The organism is Methanobacterium subterraneum (genome assembly GCF_002813695.1).
Lineage (GTDB): Archaea > Methanobacteriota > Methanobacteria > Methanobacteriales > Methanobacteriaceae > Methanobacterium > Methanobacterium subterraneum.
This window is the reverse complement of record NZ_CP017768.1, coordinates 2,415,930-2,436,629: the sequence shown is the minus strand read 5'-3', so window position 1 is coordinate 2,436,629 and position 20,700 is coordinate 2,415,930. Positions and strand designations below refer to the sequence as shown.

Sequence of the window (20,700 nt, the reverse complement as noted above, 5' to 3'; positions counted from 1 at the left end):
GGAGACCCCCCCCCATATATATTTTCTTTTTCTGGGAAAATATTATGAGAACCAAAAAAGAGAATGAGTATAAGTTAAAGTTATGTTCACAATGGGTTAATGAAATGTTAAATTGAGATAAAAAATAGTATAACATATCAAGTTCAGCCTCAATTAAGTTGTAATCAATTTTTTATCTTAAATAAAAATGGTGAATTCATATGAAATGTCAGAATTACTCCCTTAATCGCCAAACAGAAAGAGAAAATCTAAATCTAAACCCCCTTCAGCGTGGGGGGGTGCTTCCACCTGAATCACGCCAAGCATTATACGAATTTTCCGATGGTTACAGTGTCTGTGATTACTGTGCAGGTCGTCTGGATCAAGTGCCAAGACCCTCCATTAGTGGTTTTCTGGAGGATATGGCTTGCTTTATTAATGTGGATCATGTTCGAACTGTTCACGGTGCAAGGGAAGGTAAATTTGCAGTTATGCATGCCATTTGCCAGCCCGGAGACACCGTATTAGTTGATGGTAATGCCCATTACACCAGTCACCTGGCAGCAGAACGTAATGGGCTTAACATCGTGGAAGTCCCCAGCAGTGGTTATCCTGAACATCGTATAAGTCCGGAAGGATACCGGGAAACCCTGGATGAACTTTATGATATGGGTGAGGAGGTTAGTCTGGTTCTTTTAACCCATGTGGATGGGGATTATGGTAATGTTACTGATGCCAGGGGTGTTGGTAAAGTTGCACATGATGCAGGTATCCCATTCCTTTTAAACTGTGCTTATTCCATGGGGAGGATGCCTATTGATTCTAAGGGGTGGAATGTGGATTTCGTGGTGGGAAGTGGTCATAAAAGTATGGCTGCCTCTGGACCCATAGGCATTCTGGGAGTACAGGATGAATGGGCGGATCTGATTTTGAAAAGATCCAACCGGCATGAGGTGAAGGAACTGGAGATGTTGGGATGCACCACCCGTGGAGCTCCAATTGCAACTTTAATGGCATCCTTACCCCACTTAATAGACCGTGTCGATAAATGGGATGTTGAAGTTGAAAAAACACGCTATTTTGTTTCAGAAATGGAAAAAATAAGTGGAGTACGGCAAATTGGTGTGCGCCCAACTGAACATGACTTGGTAAGATTTGAAACCCCATTTTTCCATAGTATAGCAGATAAACATCCACGTAAAGGTTTTTATCTTTATGAAGAACTGAAAAAGAGGAACATTGTGGGGATCAAAAGGGGCCAGACCCAGTGGTTCAAGTGCAGTGTCTATGGTTTCAGCCAGGAACAGGTACATTACATTGCACATTCATTTGCTGAAATTGCAGACAAATACCGGGAAATAGGAGATTAACCCAGTTTTATAATGGGAAATTGCGATTTACACTATGAAGTTGGTTTAGTTAGTATATGATGGCAAATTATGATTTACATTGAACGAAAGTGGTTTACTTAAATAATAAGAATAATTTGTTGGTAATAGAATTGTAGGTTAATTTCAGACAGACTCGGAACGTTGGTTTATTCCAGTTAGATGGAGAAAAATTGTGATCATACCAATCCATTAAATGTGTGAAATAAATGTTAAGGGGTTAGAATGATGAATGATACCAATAAGAAAACATCAAAAGCACTGGTTCTAAGTGGAGGAGGAATCACCGGAACAGCCTGGGAATTAGGCGTTCTATTCGGGCTTGAAGAAAGTGGTGTGGATGTGACTGATGTGGAACTTGTCGTGGGAACATCAGCTGGTTCCAGTGTAGGGGCTCAAATCGCCAGCGGTCTCAGCCTAGAAGAACTCTACAATCTCCAACTGGTACCAATCCATGAAACCCTGGAAAGACCATTGGATTTCGATGGGCATAAATTCAGACAAATGATGGCGGCAGCAATTATGAGCTCGCCGAACTCTCAAACTGCACGAGCACGCATTGGAGAAGCCGCACTGGCCACACCCACCATGAGTGAAGAAGAAAGATTGGAAATGATGGCTTCTCGACTTCCAGTTCACGAATGGAACCCAGAAATAAAACTTATAATAAATGCTGTTGATGCTGAAACTGGAGAATGGGTTAATTTTGATAGAAATTCAGGTGTTCCGCTCCTTCTAGCTGTATCCGCCAGTTCAGCGGTCCCTGGTATTTATCCCCCCACCACTATCAATGGTCACCGGTACATTGATGGAGGTATGAGTTCTGGTACCAACGCCGATGTAGCCCAGGGTTACCATCTGGTGATTATCCTTGTGGCTGAACCGAGTATGACTGCACCGGCAATGGGACCCACCATGCACCGCATTACCTTTGAAGAGGAACTGACTCAGCTAAAGCAATCTGGTTCCCAAGTAATGGTTATCACCCCCGATGAAGAAACCCTGGAATCTAAAGGACCAAATCCCCTTGATGCTGATTTTAGAGCAGCATCTGCTGAAGCGGGGCGTAAACAAGGTAGAAAAATAGCCGGAGAAGTTAAAACCTTTTGGAATGTGGATTGACAAACCAGATCATAAGGGTTATTTAGATTTTAAGACAACCTAAACCACGGAAATCCCTGTTAAAGGGAGAATAATTTCTTATTTTAATATTTTTCTTGATAATAAGTTGGGTAATTGTTGAACTAATTTATGGAATTAATCAATTATCATACTGGTTACATATTCGTATCCATGGGGAGAGTTTTCATTTCCAGTTTCATCGAAAATAATCTCAGGGTTCTTACCAAAATGTTCAGCTGCACTCTTCAAATGATAAAGCACAATTCCAATATCAATGGGGATATATTTTTTTAGTATGATAGCCCTTAGAATACTTGGTTTAAATGAATAAACATGAATTACATGATTATCACCTTTGAAAAACCAGGGCTGACTGTTAGTTGCAGATGGAGCCAGGCGTGCTGCTTCCAATATTGCCCCAAGATATCCTTCATTTTTAATGTTACTTACTTTGTTGAGAGGTTTTCTCTTGAACTCCATAGTGCTGGTTCGGTGTAAGGGTACATTTGCCTTTCCGAATGCCATTAAAATAACGAATTTGAGATCTGAACTTTCTAAAATATTTTTCTTAGGCTTGGGGATCCCCTGCCAGCAACTGCCCCAACCATTGGCTGAAAAGAATAGATCCATCTGTTGAAGCATGTAACCTAAATTGGTTTTATAACCCTCTTTATCTTCTGAAAACCCTGCAATATAATAAGGTGCCTTCTTCATCATCCTTGGGTTAACATTATCAGAGGTTATGATCTTCAGATCTACTTTAATATCATCATATAAAGGTTCCAATTTGTTAATAGATTCAACAACTGGCCCTAGAACACTGTCTTCTAGTGGGGTGAGATCATAATTTCTAATGGACTTCCTCTTGAATATTTGCGGATATAAATCAACCATCCCCAAGTTTTTCCACCCCTATTTTCAGAATTATGATTGGAAAATTTAGTTGCGTCTAAGTTATCTTGATTTGTATTTATCATCAAATCTGCGCCATGATTTAGCTATATATGGCTCGCATTTATCTAATTCAGTCAATAGGCACATTTTAATGGTTTCACTTTTAATTTCTTCAGTTTCATCGATCTTTTTATTAATATTGGTAAATACCTGGTTAATAATGTCCTTTTTTTCTTCCAGACTGTATCCTGCATCGATTGTTGCCTTCTGAAGTGAACCTTTAATTTTATTCGGATTAAATGGTTCAATGGAACCTTTCTTTTTGATTACCTTGGCCATATAAACACACCTCTTTTTTATATAAATAAAATTCATTTGGTTAATATTTTTATATTGTAAATTTTTATTAATAATTCAAAGTCTTTTTTTATATTTTAATTCTTCAAATTGAAGTTTTACTTCAGTTCCATTTTCTCCGCTAACCATCATTGTACCATCTAACTGATTAACAAGATTAGATACAAGTTGTAAGCCAAGACTTTTTTTAGTTTCGATTTTTCTTCTTTCAGGTAGCCCTATACCATTATCCGCTATTTTCAGGGTTAATAGTTCACCCTCTTTTCTAAAACTAATTTCAATTATCCCTCCTTCATTTCCAGCGGGAAAAGCATGTTTCAAGGAGTTGGTAACCAGTTCGTTGATGATTAATCCTACGGGTATTGCAGTATCAATACCCATTTCAATGTCTTCCAGATCTGTTTGAAGATGAATGGCCGTGGTTTCCGCCATATATAATGAGAATAATCCTGAAACAAAGCTTTCTATGTAATCTTTCATATTTATACGGGTCATATCCGGTGATTGGTATAGTTTTTCATGGATCATGGCCATGGACTTAACCCTACTCTGACTGGCCATCAGGATATCCTTAGAATTTTCATCAACATAGTTAGATTGGAGATTGAACAAACTGGAGATGATTTGCAGGTTATTGTTAACCCGATGATGAATTTCACGTAGTAAAACAATTTTTTCTCCTAAAGATGCTTTTAATTGTTCTTCTGATTTTTTACGATCAGTTATATCACGAGAAACTGCCAGACTAACTCTTTTCCCATTATAATCAATGAAGTGGTTGTTAACCTCTACCGGTATTTCTTTTCCATCTTTAGTCACCAACACTATTTCAAAGGTGTTTTGTCCCTTTTTAAAAAGTTTTTCAGCGTTTACTTGGATGAGATCTGATTTTTCAGGGGAAACTAGGTCCGATGGAGTCATACTTAGTAACTCCTCATTTGTGTATCCCAGTCTCTTACTGACCACCTCATTAACTTCCAGGAACTTCCCCGGAATTCCGTCTTCATTCATGACATTAACCGAGATCATGTCATTGGCCTTGTTGAAGATTTCACGAAATTTCCTTTCACTTTCCTTTAAATCTTTTTCAGAACGCTTAATAGAAACCAGATTCCGGTAAACTAATAAATATATCAAAATAGCAGTGAGAATAACAAAAAAACTCCCTTTGAATATGGCCAGGGTCGTGAATAGTTGACTGTTAGCCGTAGTCATAACTAGGATCTGATCAGAAGCAATAATCCAAGCTATGCTAATAACAAAATAAATAAAAGCTATTTTAAAAGCATTGAAACGTGGATTAATTCGATTTTGGGATTTTTTCATTTTCTCCCCGAATAATTATACGTTTTATATTATAGTTATAATTTTCTTAAATTTTATAGGGGTTTCCTGATCTCTATACAACCCTTAATCCCCTGCCCTCATTACCACCTTAAAAAAAAAAAGTTGAATCACAAAAAAATAGAAAAAGGAATTTTATCCCTAAAACTCCTCGAAGGGTTGTACTATCACAAAGCCCTGACCCTGGAATTTTAACTGGAATGTTTCACCACTATCTTTTCCCAGGAGGGTTTTAAAGTCCACATCAGCCTTAACTGATGGGCTTAAGCCACCAGACCAGGCTACAGTGGCATTGGGATCCGTGTACACTGGCTGGTCTGGAGTTACCACCAGAGTGATTGGTGTGAAATGGGTGGTTATAGCTACCATACCGGTTCCTTCCAGTTTCACATGGAAGAGACCCCCTGCAGACATTCCCACACCAGAACTCATCATGGTTATGTCCCAGTCAATCTGCTCTTCAAAGGCCAGTAAATCATTCCCGTTAACGTAGATCCTTTCATTTTGAAGGTTCAAAACAACGATTTCCTTTCCCTGATCTGCCAGGTAAACCTTACCCTGGCCGTTCATTTTCATTAAGGTGCTTGACTCTCCAGTCACTGCTTTTTTAACGAAACGGTTTAATCCATGTTCGAGAGTTCCCTCTCTTTTAAACTTCACATCCCCTGTGTAGGCAACCATTGCTCCTTTTTTTGACCAGGCCTGACCATTGAGGTTTATGTTCAGCAGATAGTTGTTTTCAATCTCGAATGTTTCACCAGAACCATTTTTTTCCATGGTTTTGTTGATGAAATCGTTTACCGAGTACTTACTGGTCGAACCAGCTGCTGGTGCAGTGGCTGGTGATGGCTGTATTTCGGGGCTTTGAACAGGTTCTTCAACTACTGTTTCCATTGCTTCTCCACAATTTGGGCAAAATTTTCCATTAACTTCAGTTCCACAGTTGGGGCAAAACATCTTAACACCTCTTCCAAATTCAATCAATTGTCACTTAGAGTAAATCCTTATTATAGTAATGTATTGGTGTTGTTGGATATAAATCAATTTAACTGGAGTTTTTACTGGCAGACAATATCCTAAGCCACCAGCTTAATTTAGTATACTTTGAACGTCCTTAACAATGTCAGTTATAGCAGTTTCAAGCAGGTTTTCCCCTACTTCCAGGTCCACGACAATACCCTCATTTTCAACCTGGCAGGCCCCATCATCAATACCCTTATTCTGCTGACGTGCCTCCGGAAGGCCAACCATTCCCACTTCAGGGTATTCCTCAAACTGGCAGTGTTCATTAAGACGGGATTCATCGGCCATTCCCAGAACCACCCCCATGGAAAGTTCTCCGGTTCCAGCGTGTGGTCCCTCAATTTCCACAATACGATTGTTAAAGATGATCCTAATACCAAGTTCTTTTTCAATATCAGCCAGATAATCTTTGATTGGCATATTACCACCGTGTCCATTAACCAGAACCACTGCTTCAAGATTTAGATTATTCCTGGCACTGTTTAGGGTAGGGATAAGTTCTTTTTTCACCAGATCATCAGCAGACATGTGAACTCCATGTTTCACATAGTCATACTCAGTTGCAGCATATAAGATTCCTATAAACTTGGCACCAGTACGAATAGAAGCCTGGAATGCTAGATAAGATGCTATTTTAGAATCTGTGTCAATGGGGAGTGCTGCTCCATGGTTTTCCAGATGGGAACCAATGGCCATGATGCCTATTTTATGAACCTCTGGTGAAAGTAGCTTACCAGAGGAGTATCTAAGTTCTATCATTCACTGACTCCTATTTTTATGAATATCTTCCCCTTACTGAATGAATATACTCCCTAATACATGTTATCCATCTGTTATACTACGATTTAAGAGGATTTATTATTTTTTTGAGTTTTATGGTAAATTATCAGTAATATTATCAGGAATACAGGCATTAGAATATCCATGTATAGAACTGCACCCGCATTACCCGAGGAAAGGTTGCCAGTCTGCTGTATTTCATATATGTGACCTGCGGCTGCACCCCACATGAATATAGCATAAGCAATAATGGCTGGTGTCCAGAAATTCCTGAAACGTACTGCTAAAAGCCCTAAAACAGCATAAGAAATGTTTGCGAATCCAACCTCACGCAGGAATGGCGAATAACCCCATCCGGTAGACTGAGCCACTATTTCAGGGCTTAAAACCTGTACCAGGCCACTGAAAAGGGATCCTATACCAATACCCACACCTAAATACCATAATAGTAACAATTCGGTTATTCGGTTTATTGATTTAGGTTTTTTACTTAAGAAAAAATGTATTAACGCACTTAAAAGAGGCACCCCTGTGAATATATACCACATTTCTATTGTATTACCCCCTTATTTATTATAAAATGTTCATGACCTTTAATCAGTAGCTAACTATGCTGAATCAAATGATAACAGGTTATCCATGCCATTAATCTGACATAATCCTGCCTTAAACATCGAAATTCCAGATCTTATCCCCAATAAAGTGTAAGGTCTTCACCGCCTTACCTTTATCCTTATTCACCATTTCTTTTCCAGATATGATGGCAGTTCCCATGGCCAGGGGTTTAAGATGGTTTTCATCCACTACGATGACTGTATCACCTTCCTGGATCTGGGAATCAGCTTCCACAACACCGGGAGACATCACATCAGCCCCACTGGCCATGAACTTCACTGCCCCCATATCCACCACCACCATATGACTTTCAATGGGGTTCTTTAGGGCCCCTTTCAGGGTGGGGAATGGCTCCCCATCCAGGATTATGATGAGCGGATCACCATCTACCAGAATCAAATCCGGCAGATCACTTTCTAAAATTTCTACCTTGGATTTGGCAGGTATTAATGAACTGTAAGGACCTAGTTTAGCCTGAAACTCCTTTAGTTTCTTTTTTTTCAGATGGTATCTTTTTTTAATTTTCAATTACAATTCACCCTTAACTCTAGTTTCCATTCTCACTTTTATATTTTTGATGGCGGTACATTTAAATATAAATCTTACCAACATTCATGGTATAGGAAAGGTGATAATAGTGAGTGTACAGAAGAATGTAAATACATCCCGACCATTAGACGTATTAGGTCGAGCCCTTAACTCTCAAGTGTTAATTAAACTTAAAGGTGGCAGAGAATTCCGCGGAGTTCTTGAAAGCTTTGATATGCATATGAATTTAGTTCTAAACGACGCCGAAGAATTAGAAAGCGGCGAATCATCAAGGAGATTAGGTGTGGTCCTCATACGTGGGGATAACATTGTATACATATCACCAGGATGAATTTAAGTACCGGTTGAATTAACCGGGAGATAGTATTAGGAGGATATTAAATTGAAAGGTACACCATCATTTGGTAAACGTAATAAAAAAACCCATATCCGTTGTAGGAGATGTGGGAAGAACTCATACAATGCCAGGAAGCGCTACTGTGCAGCCTGTGGATTTGGAAGATCCAAAAGGGTCAGGACCTACAGCTGGCAGAACAAAAAGCTTAATGGTTACAGGTTGAAGTAGATGGAAATGAGAAATCCCATCGATGTGCGCATCATCGTGGAAGGAGCTTCAGACGTGGAAAACGTTTCCCGGGCTTTACAGAACATTGCCCTGGGAGCGGAGTACCATATAACCATCTCCTCCATTATTCCCACCACCAACACCGAAATAGCTAAAAAAGCAGTTAACGGTGCAGATATTGTTCTAATAGCCACTGATGTGGATGCCCCTGGAAGAGAACTGGCTGAAAAATACCAAAAAGTTCTCAAAAAAGAAGTGGGTCACATAGAAAGAATGAAACTCCCCTTCGGACATGACGTGGAGTATATTGACCCGGTTCTTATCAGAAGGGAAATTAAAAATGCCATTATTCGTTCTGGATTATTATCCATCGCCAATCTGGGACGCTTCAGAGAAATCAAGAATAGACTTAAAGACTCTGAAGATAAAATTAAAGAATTAAATAAGGAAATTCAGGATCTCTCTTCCGAACGGGATACACTGGTTAACAAAAACCAGGAACTTGCTGATTCAGAAGAAAGACTCAAATTGAAGCAGCAGAGTCTCCAGGAAGAGTTTAAGGTTACTAAACAGCGTTACGCTGATGTGAAGAATCAGTACGGAATTTTAATTAATAAAACTCTTTACGAAAGATTCTCCCTCAGTGAACTGTGGAAGGAAACCTTTAATGAAACCTTAAATGAAGAAGAAAATATTACTTTTATTACCAGCGAATTTAAACCAGAAAACATCGTTTTAGGGCAGGGATTCATAGCTGCCCCCTCTCGGAAGGATGCAGCGGACTGGTTAAAAGTTATTCGAACGGTGCTCATTTTTTACGATTCAAAAATTGAAGATCTTAAGGAAGAAATAGGTGATGAAAGATTCAGCCCACACTTACTCAAAGAGTAGTGTATTAATTATGGATTTTTCAATCTCTTTTTAGAAAATTACCTATACCCAAGATAATAAAGGGAGAATTCTAAGTGCAGGATAAATGTGGTATTGTAGGTGCTTATTCCCATAATAAGTCCCACAACATTTCCAGAGAAATATATTACGGCCTATACGCTTTACAACACCGTGGACAAGAGTCTGCCGGCATATCCGCCCATAATGGTGAAGAAATGCGCACCTATAGAGGTATGGGTTTGGTCTGTGACGTGTTCAACAATGGTAACATTGAAGGGCTGGATGGGAATGTGGGAATAGGCCATGTACGTTACTCTACAACAGGCGAATCACAAATTCAAAATTCCCAACCGTTTATAAATAAATTCGACATGGGAAGCATTGCTATAGCTCATAACGGAGACATTATCAACTCAATGGAACTCAGGAAAGACCTGGAGAATGAAGGAATAAAATTCCAATCCTCCACTGACTCTGAAGTTATCTGTCACCTCTTAACCCGGGAATACTCCAAAAACCAGGACATGGTGGAATCCATTAAAACTGTTTCCCAAAAATTGATTGGTTCCTATTCACTGGTTCTACTGGTTAACGATGATCTGATGGTGGTAAGAGACCCAATCGGCATCAAACCATTATCACTGGGACAAAAAGATGGAATTACCATGGTAGCCTCGGAAACAGTTGCCTTTGACGTGGTAGGTGCCCAGTATGTTCGTGACGTTGACCCCGGGGAAATACTGATCATCAACGATGATGTGAACAGTTTTAAAATCCCCCAAAATCCAGGCACACCCCGAGCCCATTGCATGTTTGAATACGTCTACTTCGCCCGTCCAGATAGTATACTGGATGGGAGAGTTGTATACAATGTTAGAAAGAACATCGGAAAATATCTCTGTAAGGAACACCCGGTGGATGCGGATGTGGTTATGCCCGTGCCGGACTCAGCCATCACCGCAGCCATAGGTTACTCACGTGCCTCAGGCATCCCCTACGGGGAGGGGTTGATCAAAAACCGTTACATTGGACGTACTTTCATCATGCCCACCCAGGAAGAACGGGAAATGTCAGTCAAACTGAAAATGAATCCCATACGATCAGAACTGGAAGGTAAACGCATAGTACTGGTGGATGATAGTATAGTTAGAGGTACAACCTCCAAATCCCTGGTGAAGGTGCTTCGTGAAGCAGGTGTGAAGGAAATTCATTTACGTGTAGGATCACCACCCATAACTTCCCCCTGTTACTACGGTATTGCCATGGCCACCCACAAAGAACTCATAGCTTCAGATAAAGCTGTGGAAAAAATAAGACAAACTCTGGGTGTTGATTCACTGGGATACCTCAGCGTAGACTCCCTGGTGGAATGCATAGGGATCAACAGGAACGAACTGTGTCTGGGATGCCTCACCGGAGAATACCCCACAGAATTACCAGCAGATATTGCCGAATACGAATCCTGCAGGTGTTAAACCCTGCAGACTTAGATTTTTTTAAACTGGGTTCTGGGGACTGGTATTTGAGGTTCAATTATATTTAATTTAATGATGAATAAACAGGATAAATTATTCAAATATTTATTAAATTATTGATTAAAACAAATCTAATAGGGATATTATAAATTATTATAAATGCTGATTTTTTATGGATATGGTGGTTTTTTAATGGTAGAATTACTATCCCCTGCCCGGGACTTTGCTGCTATGGAGTCAGCCCTCAATAACGGGGCTAACGCAGTTTATATAGGGTTAGATGGTTATAACATGCGCGCCCACGCTGCCAACTTCTCCATGGAAAACCTTAATCAGGCTGCAGAACGCTGCCACCATCACCGAGTTAAACTCTATGTCTGCACCAACACCGTGATGCGAAATAAGGATATAGAACATCTTAAAACTGTTTTACCTGAAATTAAATCTGCCGGAGCTGATGCCATAATCGCCTCTGATCTGGGGGTTCTTAAAATCGCCAGGGATGTTGGTATTGATGTTCACCTCAGTGTCCAGGCCAATGTATCCAATTCTGAATCTTTGAAACTCCTCCATGAACTGGGGGTTAAGAGAGTGGTTCTCTCTCGAGAATTACATTTAGAGGATATTAGAGCAATGACTGAAGACAGCCCCCTTGAAGTGGAGGTCTTTATCCACGGAGCCATGTGTCTGGCTATTTCTGGAAGATGTTTTTTAAGCTCCTATCTTTACCAGAAGAATGCCAACTGCGGAGAATGTCTGCAGCCCTGCAGGAAGGAATGGAAATTGGTTTCAGATGATGGGGATGTATTATCCCTTGGATTAGCAGGAAATAAGGGGTTGGATGAAAATAAGAGTTTGGAAGGGGATGGGGCAAGTTTGGATGAGAGTAATAGTCCATGTGATAGTAAAGGAAGAGTAGATAAGATCAATGGATTTAAGGGCCATATTTTAAGTCCCCGTGATCTCTGCATGATAGAGCACATACCCCAACTCATGGAGGCTGGCATATCTTCCTTTAAGATTGAGGGCAGGGCCCGGCCTGCGGATTACGTGGCCACTGTAACCCGGGTTTACCGGGAAGCTATAGATTCATACCAGAGTGGTGATTGGGAATTCCAGGATCACTGGTTAAATGATCTTCAAAAGGTTTACAATCGTGGGTTTGACACTGGATTCTACTTCCAGACACCTTACCAGACCAGTAGCTACAACCAGGCCACCCACACCAAGCAGGATGTGGGAGAGGTGGTTAATTATTATTCACAGGTTAATGCTGCGGAAACAAGGCTCTGGAATCCCCTGAAAGTAGGGGATGAGATTATAGTACAGGGACCTACCACGGGATCCATCATTCAAAGGGTGGAATCAATGCAAATAGATCACCGGGACATATTTGAAGCCCAGAAGGGACAGAATGTGGGAATTCTGCTTACCAGGAAGGTCCGCCCTGGAGATATCATTTACCGGAGAATTAAAAGGAATAAATAGAATATTCACCACAACTATTTTTTTGTGATTTTTCACTTTAAGGGTTACACTACCCAATCATTGCAAGATTAATTCACTACCCATTAAAAGGTTAATTCACGCCTCATAAAAAAAAATTCCTTAGTGGGGTTACCATCAAACATCAGTTAAACTATTTTAAAGTTGCACCCCTATCTCTCACCGAATTTTTTTTAAATCATTCGCTAGTAAATTTTACATCACCCGGATGAGTTAATTAAATACAACGGATGCAGGACTTAACATAGAGATCACCTTATAGACCCAAATATCTGAAAGCTTCCTTGAAAATATTGGGAATGGATGAAGGTTAGCCTGTAAATTGGGAGGGAACATACACATCCAAGTAGGAGATATCGGATGAGTTGATGAAAACCAGAAATAATCAAATCTAAACTGAGGTGAAAAAATAGAAAAATTATATCCCAAGTAAGGTCATACTAATAGAGATGTGTGTTAAAATAAAAAGCATAGGTTTATGGTAATAAATTGAGAATTGTTCATGGAAAAGGAGTTGATATAAGTGAAAATTCAGGACGCCATGGAAAAAGAAGTAATCAAATTCCAAACAGACGATCGCATCATTGACGTGGCTGGAAGCCTACGTGAAAACAAGATCAGCGGAGCACCAGTGGTGAATAAGGAAGGCAAAGTAGTGGGAATCATCAGTGAAGGTGATATCATGCGACTCCTGGAGGTTCACTCCCCCCACATCAGACTGATCCTACCATCACCCCTCGACTTAATCGAACTACCAGTACGTATGAAATACGAAATGGATGAAATAGCCGAAGACATGAACAAAGCCGCATCCCTACTCATCGGGGAAATTATGACCAAAAAAGTCATAACCATCAAACCTGAGGATGATATTTCCGATGCTGCCCAGCTCATGGACACCCATGATGTTAAACGACTGCCAGTGGTGGATGCCGAGGGGAACATGGTGGGCATCGTCACCAGGGGAGACATTATCGGAGCCATGGTGAGGGGATGAGTAAGAGCAAGCACATAGCTATTTATGGTAAGGGAGGCATTGGAAAATCCACCACTGTCTCCAACCTGGCAGCATCCTACTCCGCTGATAAGGATGTTCTGGTTATTGGATGCGACCCAAAAGCAGACACCACCCGTACCCTGGTGGGGCGAAGGATCCCCACCATCCTAGATATCCTGAAAGAAAAAAGGGATGCCCAGGAAGAGGATGTTCTCTTCCCAGGATACGGTGGAGTGATGTGCGTGGAAAGCGGAGGACCCGAACCGGGAGTTGGCTGCGCAGGAAGGGGAGTTATTGTAGCCATGAAACTCCTGGAGAACTTGGAAGTCTTCAGCCGGGACCCAGACGTCATAATCTACGATGTACTAGGTGACGTGGTCTGCGGAGGATTTGCAGTACCCCTCAGGGAGGACTATGCCGATGAAGTGTACATCGTCACCTCCGGCGAATACATGGCCCTCTACGCAGCAAACAACATCTCCAAAGGTATAAAGAAACTTAAAAGCAATCTCGGAGGTATTATCTGTAACTGCAGAGGTATTCACAGGGAACTGGAGATTGTGGAAGAATTCGCCCACCAGATTGGTAGTAAGGTTATAGGTGTTATTCCCCGTAGCGAACTGGTTCAGCAGAGTGAAATCCATGCCAAGACCGTCCTGGAGAAGTTCCCAGAATCTGAACAGGCCCAAAAATACAGAGAACTATCAAAGGCCGTTTTAGAAAATGATGACTTCGTGATCCCCCAGCCAATGGATGCTGATGAATTTGATGAATTTTTCCGGGGATTTCAGTAAGAAAAACATTTAATCGATAATTTCAAAAAGAAATATTTAATCGAGATCTTCAAGTGTTTTAACCTCTAATTTTAATTTTTTAAACCCTTCCAGGCAGTTTAAAGTAGCCTGGGACTCATTTTGAAAATAGAATAGATGCGCCGGACATTTACAATCAGAACAACCAAAACCCTCAATCTTTCCCCCATTAATTGATATCTCCTTGGCCAGTTCACATTCGTGTTTAACACCATCGGCATTGTAGAAGACGTCAATTATTCCGGAACTTGAATTATCCAACAGGTAGTCCACATGCCAATGCATCTTTTTATTCTTCCGGAGGTGTCTTCTGATCCTTCCCTCCAACGAGTTGAGGGCCGAACCCACATAGACATAAACTCCCTTTTTAAATTGGATTTCTCCCTTTTTACCAATCCCTATAGACTCATTTCTATTTAAGTCTATTAAAAGACAGTAAGTTCCCTTTAAAATAGTTTTTCTGACCATATAACGACTCTCATCCATAAATCCAGATCATGATTTCAGGCTTTAGATCATGATTTCAGCACCAGAGTCCAGTGGGATGAATTTCTCACCAAATTCCCCTTTAAACCTGCATAAACCTTCAAAACCTGTGCAATGACCTAGGGCAATGATTTCGGGGTCCAGTTTTTTGAATGATTCCACTGTCTTTTCTATCCTCTCCCCAGGAGCGTCCATTAGGTGTGATCCTCCAATAACACCATATATATCATCCTGGAAGTATTCCCTAACCGAATAGAGAATGTTGATTATACCCCTATGGGCACAGCCTGAAATTACAACCAGTCCATTATCTGTTTTAATCACCAGATTCAATTCATCCTTAAACTTATCTGGTAAACATTTCCCATCTTCCCTAACCCTCAGATATTCTGGTATGGGTTCAAAACCAGAATGATCTTCCACCTGGTTGAATATCCACATATCCTCATTTATTCGGGTATTCTCAGTGACCCATTCCAGGTTAAGAGTTTCCGGGTTAATATTTTGAGGAAAGCCAATGTAACGTTGGTTACCAGGTTCCACAGCGTATTTAGGACCCATTGCCTCGGGATGGATGAAGAATTTGGTTTCATCAGCTTTAACATTGATTTTACTATCCATAATGGCAGATATGCCCCCAGTGTGGTCGTTGTGCCCGTGGCTGATCAACACTTTATCCACGGAGTTGATTCCCATGAGGTCCATGTTGTGTTTTAAAACTGAGGGAGTCTTCCCGGTATCTACCATGAGATTTTTACCCTCTTTCGCTATTAGTAAGGAAAATCCGTGCTCTGCATATAAACTTGATTTGAATCCTGCCCTGTTATCGACTACACATCTGATCTTCATGGGAACACCTGAAACATATTATTTGGATTATTTAACTCATTCTTAATTATTATAATCTTCACACTAATCAATTATCATTAAGGTATCACTATCAATTAAGCAATTATTCATTGACTGCAAATAGTTAAAATCATTAAATCCCAACTAAAAAAAACCTATAAAAACCTAAAACATCAATAAAAAAAAAATCACGGTGAAGAAATGGAATACACATTCAAAGCACATGGACATCATAACGTAACTTCCAAACACAGAACCACATTCGAAGTGACCCAGGATGAGGAAATAGGATTGGCAGCGGATTGTATTGTGGGAGTGTCATCAAAAGTATCCTTAAATGACCTTCCCTCACAGATGAAAGAGGCCATCCAGGACGAAGATACCAAGATTCAGGTTATACTGGAAACTGAAAATTCAAAGGATGTTATAACCGGATACGGGCATCCCAAACTCTCCCTGGATCATCCCACCGACATGGTTTGTCGGAAAAGTGATTACACCTGCAGCCGAACCCTGATGATACACGCTGATAAGGCAGCCCTGGATCTGGATCAGGATCTGGTAAGGGATCTGGCAGATGGAAAATCATTAAAAGTAACCATAAAAGTCTAAAAAATGTTTAGAAAATATATCCAACCTATAAAAATTAGTTTATTTGAAGTGCAGGGGACGGGATTCGAACCCGCGAAGGGACTCACCCACTAGGCCCTCAACCTAGCGCCTTTGACCGCTCGACCACCCCTGCTGTGCTAATTCTCACACAAGAGAGTGAAGCATACCATCTTCTCTCACTTACCCTATTTAAAGGTTACCGTTAGTGAGTGGAACCCTATTTAAATGGTTTAAAAGCACCTTTTTAAAGTGAGAATAAACTAATAATTATTACCGAGGTATTCCCAGTATTTGAGAATTATTTTAATGGTTTTAAGTAATTAAATAATAGAAATTAGAATAGGATACATAAAATCGTTTGATTTATACAGGATGTTATTTTATGCAGGCAGTTCAAACCACTCCCCAGGGGATAACAGTGATGATAGAAGTGTCCCCTAAGTCGGATAAATTCCAGATAGCCGGTTACAATGAGTGGAGGAAAACCCTGGAAGTGAAACTCAAATCACCCCCCACCAAGGGTAAAGCCAACAAGGAACTCATGAAAGAATTCTCAAGCCTTACCGGCCATGAAACCGACATTGTTGCCGGACATAAAAGCCGGCAGAAGACCATTTTAATATATGATATGGATGAAGAAGATTTTCACAAACTTTTAGAGAATTTTATTAAATTTTAGAACATTATATTTATTCTTGAAAAATTCTTATCAAAAGAGTGAAATTAAAAAAAAATGTGTTGTGCTTTTTAAATAGCACATATTTACTCTAAGTAACGGGAGTAGTTCTCTTTATACCATTTGACAGTTTCTTTTAATGCATCTTCAAATGAATACTCTGGCTTCCAGCCCAGTTTCATTACCTTGGCTGAGTCCAGTGAGTAACGCCGGTCATGACCCAAACGGTCTTCCACAAAGGTTATCAGACTTTCTGGTTTGTCCAGTAGTTCCAGTATGAGGCGGGTTATTTCCAGGTTGTTCTTCTCGTTTCCCCCACCAATGTTGTAGACTTCTCCCAGTTTACCCTTAAGGAGGGCAGTTTCTATTCCTTTGCAGTTGTCCATTACGTATATCCAGTCCCGGACATTTTTCCCATCACCATAGACTGGTAGGGATTTATTCTGCATTGCGTTTAGGATAAATAGTGGTATCAGTTTTTCCGGGTACTGGCGGGGTCCGAAGTTGTTACTGCTCCGGGTGGTGATCACTGGGGTGTCGTATGTTTTCCAGTAGGCCCCTACCAGGAGGTCTCCACCAGCTTTACTGGCTGAGTAGGGACTGGAAGGGTCCAGATTACTTTCCTCTGTGAATGAACCTGATTCTATGCTTCCGTAGACTTCATCGGTGGATATCTGCAGGTAACGTTCCACATCGTATTTTCGAACATTTTCCAGTAGGTTGTAGGTTCCGATAACATCGGTTTTAACGAATACTCCAGGATCCTCAATGGATCGGTCCACGTGGGTTTCGGCAGCGAAGTTCACCACCATATCACAATCCCTCATTAAGTGGGAGACCAGCTCCTCATCTTCTATGGCTCCCTTGACAAATTCGATTTTGTCACGGATTCCATTGAGGTTTTCCAGGTCACCAGCATAGGTTAACTTGTCCAGGACCACTATTTCATAGTCATCATTTTCACATAGATGGTGCACGAAGTTGGATCCAATGAATCCTGCACCACCGGTAATTAGAATCTTCATTAAACCACCAATTTTATCCGTGTTTTTTGTTTTCATCCAGTATCCAATCATAGGGGATTTCATCAGTGTCTGGATCAAGGCGGTATTCATCCGGTTCATCGTAGTTGAAGGCCAACGTGGGAACACTTACAAAGAAGGCGGTTTCATCACCCACTGATTTAAACCCATGGTAAACCAGTGGAGGTACGCTTATTAGCATTGGATTCCTGTCCCCTATGAAAAATTCGTTTATTTCCCCATAGGTGGGTGAGTCTTCCCTGCTATCATAGAGTGCCACCTTCATCATACCGTGAACACAGGTGAAGTTGTCAGTCTGTTTTTTGTGTAAATGCCAGGCCTTCACCACTCCGGGATAGGCTGTGGTCAGGTAAACCTGTCCGAATTCCTGATAGATATCATCGTCACATCTTAATATTTCCATGAGCCAGCCCCTTTCATCAGGGATGACTTTGAGATTCTTTATTTTTACGCCGTCAATCATAAATACACCGTTAATTCTTCTTGGAAAGTTTTATATATCTCTCTCTTATTAACCATTACTATTGATGGTCTTCTAGTAAGGTGAGGAGAATGAAATTCAAGGCCCCATACCAATATCGTAGGAGTCAAGACTCATCCCATCATCATCAAAATCATAGGAAGACTAATTTCCGGATATTTACTATGTGGAAAACAATGTTAAATGCGCAAAGGTTATTTTGGAATAAATTGGAATAGTTTTATAATTACACTCAAAACTTCATCATTATCTAATTACAAGTCCCAGTAAAATAATTCAGGATTGGATGCTGGGCATACCTGAGAATAAGGAGGCAAGATTATGAAAGCGGTTATACCTGCTGCAGGACTTGGAACCCGGTTTTTACCGGCTACCAAGGCCCAGCCCAAAGAAATGTTACCAGTTTACAATAAACCAACCATTCAGTACGTGGTGGAAGAGGCTGTGGCCTCTGGAATTGATGACATACTGATTATCACCGGTAAAGGAAAACGATCCATTGAGGATCACTTCGACCGTTCTTTTGAACTGGAGTACTCCCTACGTAACTGTGGAAAAATGGATTACCTGGTGGAAGTGGAAGCCATATCTGAAATGGCTGATATTTATTATGTGAGGCAGAAGAAACAGAAGGGATTGGGGGATGCCATACTCTGCGCCAAGAAACATATTGATGGACAGCCTTTTGCCGTGCTTTTAGGAGATACCATTAGCCAGTCAAAAGTTCCCTGCACCAAACAATTACTGGACGTGCATGAAAAGTATAATGCATCTGCCATTGCCATTGAAAGAGTACCCTATGATAAGATTGAACGTTATGGAATAATTAAGGGCCAAAAGGTTGAAGATTCTGTTTATAAAATCGAGGATATGGTGGAAAAACCCCGCCCTGAGGATGCCCCATCTGATCTAGCCATAACCGGACGTTACGTGCTGGAATCAGAGATATTCGACCATATTGAGGAAGTGCCACCAGGTGTGGGTGGGGAGATACAGTTAACTGATGCCATGAGACAGTTGGACAATATATACGGCCATATATTTGATGGGAAAATGTATGATATTGGGAACAATGTGGAATGGCTTAAAAGCTCCCTGGAAATTGCATTGCAGGATCCTGCAGTTAGTGAGGAGCTAAGGGAGTATTTGAAGAATATTATAAAATGAATACCATTTTAAGGAATCCTTGGAATTAAGGAATCCTTAAAAAATCTTTAATATCCAGATATCTTATTATAATTTGCCAAAATCATTTAATTAATCAAAATCATTTATTCATTTTAATTATCCTTTTTATGCCACTCCCAGGCCGTGCTGATGATTTTAGTCAAGTCATCACATTGGGGTTGCCATTTAAGAATGTTTCGGGCTTTCTGAGAACTTCCAACCAGGACAGGAGGATCACCCGGTCGCCTATCAGTTTCAGTGGATTTTATCTCTTTTCCGGTGACTTTTCTGGCTTCTTCTATTACTTCCCGGACTGAGAATCCATTACCGTTTCCCAGGTTGAATACTTCACTACTTCCCCCGGATTCTAAGTATTTAAGGGCTTTTATATGGGCATCAGCTAGATCAGTGACATGTATGTAATCCCTGATGCAGGTACCGTCCGGTGTGGGGTAGTCAGTTCCAAATATCTTAATATCTTCTCTTTTACCCATGGCAGCGTCCAGTATGAGTGGTATGAGGTGGGTTTCCGGGTCATGTCTTTCCCCCACTTCACATTCTGGATCCGCACCGGCAGCGTTGAAGTAACGGAGGGAAACATAACGAAGCCCATATGCAGAGCTGTAGTCCTTTAAGACCTTTTCCACCATGAGTTTACCCTGGCCGTAGGGGTTTATGGGGTCCTGGGGGTGGTCCTCGGTTAATGGTATTTTCTGGGGGTTTCCGTAGGTGGCGCAGGTTGAAGAGAAAACCAGTTTCTTCACCTTGAATTCATTCATCACCTGGAGGAGGTTCAGGGTGTTTCGGAGGTTGTTGAGGTAGTATTTCTGGGGGTCTTCCACTGATTCCCCTACATAGGTGAATGCTGCAAAGTGCATCACTGCTTCTATCTCATACTTCCGGAACACATTCCGGATTGATTCCAGATCACCAAGATCCACTTCTTCAAAGACTCCCCATTTCAGGAAGTCCTCATGTCCGTAGCTCATGTTATCCAGAACCACTGTTTCGTATCCTGCCAGGTTAAGCTCCTTATTGGCATGGGAGCCTATGTATCCTGCCCCTCCAGTTACCAGTATCATGGGTAAT

The 20,700-nt window shown here is 40.9% G+C and carries 24 protein-coding genes and 1 tRNA gene; 12 read left to right on the top strand and 13 right to left on the bottom strand.

Going from position 1 to position 20,700, the window contains the following annotated elements; translation table 11 throughout:
- Nucleotides 1-200 precede the first annotated feature (200 nt).
- Nucleotides 201-1,349 (top strand): O-phospho-L-seryl-tRNA:Cys-tRNA synthase, encoded by a 1,149-nt coding sequence (gene pscS, locus BK009_RS11890; protein WP_100904831.1) that lies wholly within the window; start codon nucleotides 201-203, stop codon nucleotides 1,347-1,349.
- Nucleotides 1,350-1,595: 246 nt separating this feature from the next.
- Nucleotides 1,596-2,489, top strand: coding sequence for a patatin-like phospholipase family protein (locus BK009_RS11885; protein WP_100909660.1), 894 nt, complete (start codon nucleotides 1,596-1,598; stop codon nucleotides 2,487-2,489).
- Nucleotides 2,490-2,624: 135 nt separating this feature from the next.
- On the opposite strand, the gene BK009_RS11880 is transcribed toward BK009_RS11885, so the two are convergent.
- The 7 genes from BK009_RS11880 to BK009_RS11850 all read right to left on the bottom strand — a co-directional run bounded on the left by BK009_RS11880 (nucleotide 2,625) and on the right by BK009_RS11850 (nucleotide 8,030).
- Nucleotides 2,625-3,383: a nitroreductase family protein gene (locus BK009_RS11880; protein WP_232727974.1), complete on the bottom strand. Its 759-nt coding sequence runs from the start codon at nucleotides 3,381-3,383 to the stop codon at nucleotides 2,625-2,627.
- A 60-nt stretch (nucleotides 3,384-3,443) separates the two neighbouring features.
- Nucleotides 3,444-3,722, bottom strand: coding sequence for an ATP cone domain-containing protein (locus tag BK009_RS11875; protein ID WP_100904834.1), 279 nt, complete (start codon nucleotides 3,720-3,722; stop codon nucleotides 3,444-3,446).
- A gap of 75 nt (nucleotides 3,723-3,797) precedes the next feature.
- Nucleotides 3,798-5,066: a sensor histidine kinase gene (locus BK009_RS11870; protein WP_100909659.1), complete on the bottom strand. Its 1,269-nt coding sequence runs from the start codon at nucleotides 5,064-5,066 to the stop codon at nucleotides 3,798-3,800.
- Nucleotides 5,067-5,225: 159 nt separating this feature from the next.
- Nucleotides 5,226-5,978 carry an AIM24 family protein gene (locus BK009_RS11865; RefSeq protein ID WP_236950993.1) on the bottom strand — a complete coding sequence of 251 codons (753 nt, stop codon included), beginning with the start codon at nucleotides 5,976-5,978 and terminating at the stop codon, nucleotides 5,226-5,228.
- 195 nt (nucleotides 5,979-6,173) lie between these two features.
- Entirely contained in the window at nucleotides 6,174-6,866 is a 693-nt protein-coding gene (gene arfB / locus BK009_RS11860) for a 2-amino-5-formylamino-6-ribosylaminopyrimidin-4(3H)-one 5'-monophosphate deformylase (RefSeq protein WP_100909658.1), read from the bottom strand.
- An 86-nt stretch (nucleotides 6,867-6,952) separates the two neighbouring features.
- The gene (locus BK009_RS11855) at nucleotides 6,953-7,435 is read right to left on the bottom strand and encodes a DUF6790 family protein (RefSeq protein WP_100909657.1); all 483 of its coding nucleotides are present in this window, start codon (nucleotides 7,433-7,435) and stop codon (nucleotides 6,953-6,955) included.
- A 118-nt stretch (nucleotides 7,436-7,553) separates the two neighbouring features.
- Nucleotides 7,554-8,030: a DUF1947 domain-containing protein gene (locus BK009_RS11850; RefSeq protein WP_100909656.1), complete on the bottom strand. Its 477-nt coding sequence runs from the start codon at nucleotides 8,028-8,030 to the stop codon at nucleotides 7,554-7,556.
- 109 nt (nucleotides 8,031-8,139) lie between these two features.
- Here BK009_RS11850 and BK009_RS11845 point away from each other — a divergent pair, with 109 nt between their 5' ends.
- From BK009_RS11845 to cfbC, 7 genes are all read left to right on the top strand, one after another.
- Complete coding sequence (locus BK009_RS11845; RefSeq protein WP_004030252.1) at nucleotides 8,140-8,382, top strand: LSm family protein; 243 nt, start codon at nucleotides 8,140-8,142, stop codon at nucleotides 8,380-8,382.
- A gap of 51 nt (nucleotides 8,383-8,433) precedes the next feature.
- A complete protein-coding gene (locus BK009_RS11840) occupies nucleotides 8,434-8,616 on the top strand; it encodes a 50S ribosomal protein L37e (protein WP_008511958.1) in 183 nt (60 codons plus the stop codon).
- Entirely contained in the window at nucleotides 8,617-9,507 is an 891-nt protein-coding gene (locus BK009_RS11835; protein WP_100909655.1) for a toprim domain-containing protein, read from the top strand.
- 74 nt (nucleotides 9,508-9,581) lie between these two features.
- Nucleotides 9,582-10,982, top strand: coding sequence for an amidophosphoribosyltransferase (purF, locus tag BK009_RS11830; RefSeq protein ID WP_100909654.1), 1,401 nt, complete (start codon nucleotides 9,582-9,584; stop codon nucleotides 10,980-10,982).
- Between the two features lie 192 nt (nucleotides 10,983-11,174).
- Nucleotides 11,175-12,470: a U32 family peptidase gene (locus BK009_RS11825; RefSeq protein WP_100909653.1), complete on the top strand. Its 1,296-nt coding sequence runs from the start codon at nucleotides 11,175-11,177 to the stop codon at nucleotides 12,468-12,470.
- A gap of 541 nt (nucleotides 12,471-13,011) precedes the next feature.
- On the top strand, nucleotides 13,012-13,485 hold the full coding sequence (locus BK009_RS11820; RefSeq protein ID WP_100904842.1) for a CBS domain-containing protein: 474 nt from the start codon (nucleotides 13,012-13,014) through the stop codon (nucleotides 13,483-13,485).
- Nucleotides 13,482-14,279, top strand: coding sequence for a Ni-sirohydrochlorin a,c-diamide reductive cyclase ATP-dependent reductase subunit (gene cfbC, locus BK009_RS11815; protein ID WP_100904843.1), 798 nt, complete (start codon nucleotides 13,482-13,484; stop codon nucleotides 14,277-14,279). The genes BK009_RS11820 and cfbC overlap by 4 nt, the downstream gene beginning before the upstream one ends.
- Nucleotides 14,280-14,315: 36 nt before the next feature.
- On the opposite strand, the gene BK009_RS11810 is transcribed toward cfbC, so the two are convergent.
- A complete protein-coding gene (locus BK009_RS11810) occupies nucleotides 14,316-14,765 on the bottom strand; it encodes a GIY-YIG nuclease family protein (RefSeq protein ID WP_100909652.1) in 450 nt (149 codons plus the stop codon).
- A gap of 42 nt (nucleotides 14,766-14,807) precedes the next feature.
- Nucleotides 14,808-15,632 (bottom strand): MBL fold metallo-hydrolase, encoded by an 825-nt coding sequence (locus BK009_RS11805; RefSeq protein ID WP_100909651.1) that lies wholly within the window; start codon nucleotides 15,630-15,632, stop codon nucleotides 14,808-14,810.
- 201 nt (nucleotides 15,633-15,833) lie between these two features.
- Between BK009_RS11805 and BK009_RS11800 the strand changes: the two genes are divergently transcribed.
- Nucleotides 15,834-16,244 (top strand): DUF371 domain-containing protein, encoded by a 411-nt coding sequence (locus tag BK009_RS11800; protein WP_100909650.1) that lies wholly within the window; start codon nucleotides 15,834-15,836, stop codon nucleotides 16,242-16,244.
- A 49-nt stretch (nucleotides 16,245-16,293) separates the two neighbouring features.
- On the opposite strand, the gene BK009_RS11795 is transcribed toward BK009_RS11800, so the two are convergent.
- Nucleotides 16,294-16,377 (bottom strand) — tRNA-Leu (locus BK009_RS11795).
- 249 nt (nucleotides 16,378-16,626) lie between these two features.
- On the opposite strand from BK009_RS11795, the gene BK009_RS11790 reads away from it, so the two are divergent.
- Complete coding sequence (locus BK009_RS11790; RefSeq protein WP_100904847.1) at nucleotides 16,627-16,923, top strand: DUF167 family protein; 297 nt, start codon at nucleotides 16,627-16,629, stop codon at nucleotides 16,921-16,923.
- A gap of 83 nt (nucleotides 16,924-17,006) precedes the next feature.
- Here the strand turns inward: BK009_RS11790 and rfbB are convergent, their stop codons facing one another.
- A complete protein-coding gene (gene rfbB / locus BK009_RS11785; protein ID WP_100906673.1) occupies nucleotides 17,007-17,945 on the bottom strand; it encodes a dTDP-glucose 4,6-dehydratase in 939 nt (312 codons plus the stop codon).
- Nucleotides 17,946-17,958: 13 nt separating this feature from the next.
- The gene (locus BK009_RS11780) at nucleotides 17,959-18,426 is read right to left on the bottom strand and encodes a dTDP-4-dehydrorhamnose 3,5-epimerase family protein (protein WP_100909649.1); all 468 of its coding nucleotides are present in this window, start codon (nucleotides 18,424-18,426) and stop codon (nucleotides 17,959-17,961) included.
- A 339-nt stretch (nucleotides 18,427-18,765) separates the two neighbouring features.
- Here BK009_RS11780 and galU point away from each other — a divergent pair, with 339 nt between their 5' ends.
- Nucleotides 18,766-19,611 (top strand): UTP--glucose-1-phosphate uridylyltransferase GalU, encoded by an 846-nt coding sequence (galU, locus tag BK009_RS11775; protein WP_100909648.1) that lies wholly within the window; start codon nucleotides 18,766-18,768, stop codon nucleotides 19,609-19,611.
- A 113-nt stretch (nucleotides 19,612-19,724) separates the two neighbouring features.
- Here the strand turns inward: galU and galE are convergent, their stop codons facing one another.
- A complete protein-coding gene (galE, locus tag BK009_RS11770; protein WP_100909647.1) occupies nucleotides 19,725-20,693 on the bottom strand; it encodes a UDP-glucose 4-epimerase GalE in 969 nt (322 codons plus the stop codon).
- Nucleotides 20,694-20,700: the final 7 nt, after the last annotated feature.